The following is a 3,993-nucleotide window of genomic DNA, read 5'->3' as shown; positions in this document are numbered from 1 at the left end:
TCGACGAACTTTCCGGCGGCCAGCGGCAGCGGGCCTTCATCGCCATGGTCCTGTGCCAGGACACGAACTACATCCTGCTGGACGAGCCGCTGAACAATCTGGACGTCAAGCATGCCGTGGCGATGATGAAGCTGTTCCGGCGCACGGCGGACGAGTTCGGGAAGACCATCATCCTCGTGCTGCACGACATCAACTTCGCCTCCTGCTATTCCGACCGGATCATCGCCATGCGCGACGGCCGCGTCGCTTGCGCCGGCACGCCGGAGGAAATGATAACGGCCGACGTCATCCGCGAGATCTACGGCATAGAAGCCGACATCCACGAAATCGAAGGCCGCAGGATCACGGTCTATTACAGATAGCGAACGCGATCGCCTCGCCGCACCGGCGTCCTGCGCGACTGGGCACGGAAGCGGCGGCTCAGATGAAACTCGACCGCTTCAACAAGGAGACCAAGGTCGCCGACAACAGGAAGGCGATCCGCCTGCCACCGGAACAGGCATCCCTGGTGCTGGCGCCGATGCCAGCCGCCTGACGGCGGACCATCGGCTGCCGGCATCCCTTTCCGCGTCGTTGCTGGTCGGACCGATCAAGGCAGCCCGAATATCTCGCCGATCCTGTCGCCGGCCGTCAGCCGCGCCGTCCACTCGGCCTCGAGCGCCAGCTTGGCTTCCGCCGCGTCGATCAAGCTCTCCAAGTTCGCCGGCGTCAGCGCCGCCAGGCCGTCGCCGTCGCCGATGATCAGGTCACCGGGGTTGACGGTGCAGCCACCGATATCGACGGCCACATTGACCTCGCCTTCGGAGGCTCCGGTCGGCCCGCGCGGATTTACGGCGCGGGAGTAGACCGAAAACCCGGTCATCGCCGCCAGACCCGCCGTGTCGCGGATGGCGCCGTCGCAGACGACGCCAGCAGCACCTTTGCGATGGAGATGTCCTCCAAGCACGTCGCCGATCATCGCGTGGCCTGCGTGGCTTCCCGCCGCGATCACCAGGACGTTTCCAGGCTCGACGAATTCCAGAGACCGCAACACCGAACCGAAGTCCGGCGGATCGCAGCGGGCGGTGACGGCCCGCCCGAACAGGGCAGGCTGAAGGTCCGCCGGACGCAGCGGCTTCACTCCCGGATCGATCTGGCGATCCGGAGCAAGGTCGACGATGACGGAAACGGGGATCCGCCGCCAGCGGGCAAGCAGGCCCTCCGCCAGCGGAGCCGGCTGGATTGGATGGACGGTCACGGTCATTCGGCGGCTTCCTCCGATTTTTGCAGCTTCATTCTTCTCGCGAATGGTCAGTCCACTCTACTTGGGAAACAGCGGGAAACCAGGGCTTCATGAGCCCGGCGGGTGAAGGGCGGCGAACTCCTGCGGCGACATCGCCGATTGAAGGATTTCACCGTACGCCGCCACCGGGGAGCCGGCGGGATGGTAGACATAGGCCTCTACCGGCCTGCCGTCCCTGAGGGAAACCGTCGTCAGCGTCATGAGATAGTCGCCGCCCGGAGCCAGCAATTCATGCTGTCGCATGTACAAGGCGACGTCGCGGTTGGGAATCCAGGTCCCCCGCCGCTTGACCTCGTTGGCAATGTCTATCGAGGTGAACAGGGCCTTGCGGCCCGTGAACTCCCGCAGCACGGTATCGATTTCCTGCATCAGTCCTCCTGGATCAACCGGATCGTCGATCGCTTCGGTCACCTTACCGCATTTCCTGCGGCTTTGAAGGGGTCGAGGATGAAACCGGCGATCCCGGTGGACAGCTTCAAGCCACCAGGAAGCGTGCTACGGCATCCTCGTTCCATGCCATGCCCAGCCCCGGTCCGCGCGCCGTGACCATGCCGCCGGCCAGAGGCGCCGGTTCGGCCATGACGGCTCCGGCCATATCGAGGTGTTCGAGGAAGTGGCAGGTGGGGCTGACGGCCAGCACGTGGGCGCTCGCCTCTATGAACAGGTGGCTGGAAAGCGGCAGGCTGGCCGCTTCGGCGAGGGCCATCGCGCGCAGCCATCCCGTTATCCCGCCGATCTTGATGAGATCGGGCATCGCCATGTCGCAGGCGCCGGCCGAGATCGCGCGGGCCATATCAGCCGGGAACCACCAGTTCTCGCCGGTCTGGACGGGAACCGGCGATGCGGCGCGGACGCGGGCGTGCCCTTCCAGGTCCTCGGCGGCGACCGGTTCCTCGACCCAGGTCAGGTCACAGGCGGCCAGCCGGTCGATGCGGCGGATCGCATCGGTGGCGCTCTGCGACTGGTTGAGATCGACCATGAGCTGGATGTCGGCCCCGATGATCTCCCGGACGGCGCGGACCATGGCCGCGTCCTCGGCGGCACAGCCCTCGCCGATCTTGATCTTGATGGCCTTGAAGCCGGCGCCGATGGACTGCTCCAGCATCTTGCGGTCGGCGACCGGATCGACAAGGCCGAAGCTGTCATAGGCCGGTACGGGCTTGGCGGTCCCGCCCAGCAGCTCGACGACCGGCCGGCCGGCGGCGCGGCCCAGCGCGTCCCACAATGCCATGTCCAGGCCGGACAGCGCCATGCCGACAAGGCCCTGCCGCCCCAGCAGGCGGAAGGTCCGTGACAGATCGTGGAAACGGTCGGCGGGCGCTACCGGTTTGCCGGCGATCAAGCCTTCGATCTCTTTCAGGATCGCCGAAACCGGCTTCAGCATCAGCGGCGTGTAGCAGAAGACGTAGGCGCGTCCGACGACGTCCTGATCGGTTTGAACGTCGATCAGGACCAGGGGCGCCGCCGGAATCGCACCGGAGGCCGTTCGCAAGGGTCGCGGCATCGGGGCCAGCACAGACCGCGCGCGGAGCGATCGAATGGTCGGCGGCGTGGTCATGGCTGGCTCCCTTGGGACGTCGGTTAATGCCGGCTTCGGGAGATGAAATGCCTTGCGGGGCCTTCGTGCAAGCGCCGATCGCGCAGGGCCTCCCTTATTCGGCAAATCTCTGCCAGAGCAGCGCCGCGACCGCCATCGTCATCACGGATCCCCAAACTCCGACCATCTTGTTGTTCTTCTGAAGCGAAGCCTTCATCAGCACGAAGATCGAACCGAGAGCGACAAGGACGAGGAGTGTATCGATGATCCAGTTCGTGGTCATTGGCTATCTCCCACAGTGATGGGGCATCGGCGGTCTTGGCCGACTGCCGGTTTGAACAGCTTCGAAGGCGGCTGTTTCGGTCTCTACATAGGTCGGGATCGATGCATTGCCGGAAAAAATGGCCGTGTTTCGACTGTGCCGTCTATCCTCGAACCATGAGTAAAAAGAACTAAAACAATATCAGTCGTCGAGAGCGCCCGGCATAAACGGCCGCAGAGCGCCGACCGGTCCGGTAAACGACGTCCGCGAACGGATCAGCGGACGAGCGCATCGAGACCGAAACGAAGGGCGGCGAAAAGAGCCGATAGGGTTGCCGCCATCGCTGCCTGGCTGTTGAGGATCTGGGTCCGGTTGATCGCCACGATGATCCGGTTCAAATCGGCGGCATCGAGCGTCTCGGCCCGGCTGATGCGGCGCACCCGCTGCCGGCTGGACATGAACCAAAGCCATGACGCCGCAAGTGCCGCGACCATGGCCGAAAGATCGAGAACGACGAAAAGCATTCATTCCCCTTGCCAGGTAAATATCTTCATCGTGAACGTGGTGCATACCCTTGTACAGGAGATTGGCCATGGCCATCTCCCGGTCAACGGCTCCGGGCCCCTCTGGCGATCGGCTTTTTATGCTGATCGCGATGTCGGAGCCCTTCACCTGAGCGGATGGTTACTCCATCCCCATCTGGAGGGTTCAAATGACTGCCACCTTTTTATTTTCCGATCAGGACGACCTCTATAGCATATCGGACAGGCGCGACGCGCGTGAACGGCTGGAGCGGCTTGCCTGGGCGATGGACTCCGCCATCCGCGTGCCGGGCACCAATTTCACCATCGGCGCCGACGCGATGCTCGGCCTCGTGCCCGGTATCGGCAATCTCGCGACCACCGCCATCTC

Annotated in this window: 7 protein-coding genes; 2 read left to right on the top strand and 5 right to left on the bottom strand. The window is 64.2% G+C overall.

Annotation, left to right across the window (positions count from 1 at the left end; genetic code table 11):
• A partial coding sequence (locus AC5JJ6_RS02435; RefSeq protein ID WP_496040516.1) for an ATP-binding cassette domain-containing protein occupies nucleotides 1-362 on the top strand: 362 nt, incomplete at its 5' end.
• A 227-nt stretch (nucleotides 363-589) separates the two neighbouring features.
• Here AC5JJ6_RS02435 and AC5JJ6_RS02430 read toward each other — a convergent pair.
• The 5 genes from AC5JJ6_RS02430 to AC5JJ6_RS02410 all read right to left on the bottom strand — a co-directional run bounded on the left by AC5JJ6_RS02430 (nucleotide 590) and on the right by AC5JJ6_RS02410 (nucleotide 3,605).
• Entirely contained in the window at nucleotides 590-1,243 is a 654-nt protein-coding gene (locus tag AC5JJ6_RS02430) for an RraA family protein (protein ID WP_496040515.1), read from the bottom strand.
• Between the two features lie 87 nt (nucleotides 1,244-1,330).
• The gene (locus AC5JJ6_RS02425) at nucleotides 1,331-1,693 is read right to left on the bottom strand and encodes a hypothetical protein (RefSeq protein ID WP_496040514.1); all 363 of its coding nucleotides are present in this window, start codon (nucleotides 1,691-1,693) and stop codon (nucleotides 1,331-1,333) included.
• Nucleotides 1,694-1,757: 64 nt separating this feature from the next.
• On the bottom strand, nucleotides 1,758-2,840 hold the full coding sequence (locus AC5JJ6_RS02420) for an enolase C-terminal domain-like protein (protein ID WP_496040513.1): 1,083 nt from the start codon (nucleotides 2,838-2,840) through the stop codon (nucleotides 1,758-1,760).
• Nucleotides 2,841-2,934: 94 nt separating this feature from the next.
• Complete coding sequence (locus tag AC5JJ6_RS02415; RefSeq protein WP_496040512.1) at nucleotides 2,935-3,102, bottom strand: hypothetical protein; 168 nt, start codon at nucleotides 3,100-3,102, stop codon at nucleotides 2,935-2,937.
• A 254-nt stretch (nucleotides 3,103-3,356) separates the two neighbouring features.
• Complete coding sequence (locus AC5JJ6_RS02410) at nucleotides 3,357-3,605, bottom strand: hypothetical protein (protein WP_044434463.1); 249 nt, start codon at nucleotides 3,603-3,605, stop codon at nucleotides 3,357-3,359.
• Between the two features lie 188 nt (nucleotides 3,606-3,793).
• Here AC5JJ6_RS02410 and AC5JJ6_RS02405 point away from each other — a divergent pair.
• On the top strand, nucleotides 3,794-3,993 hold a 200-nt coding region (locus AC5JJ6_RS02405), incomplete at its 3' end, for a DUF4112 domain-containing protein (protein WP_496040511.1).

This window comes from Skermanella sp., assembly GCF_059503625.1.
The sequence above is the reverse complement of the archived record's forward strand: the minus strand, read 5'-3'. Positions and strand labels throughout refer to the sequence as shown.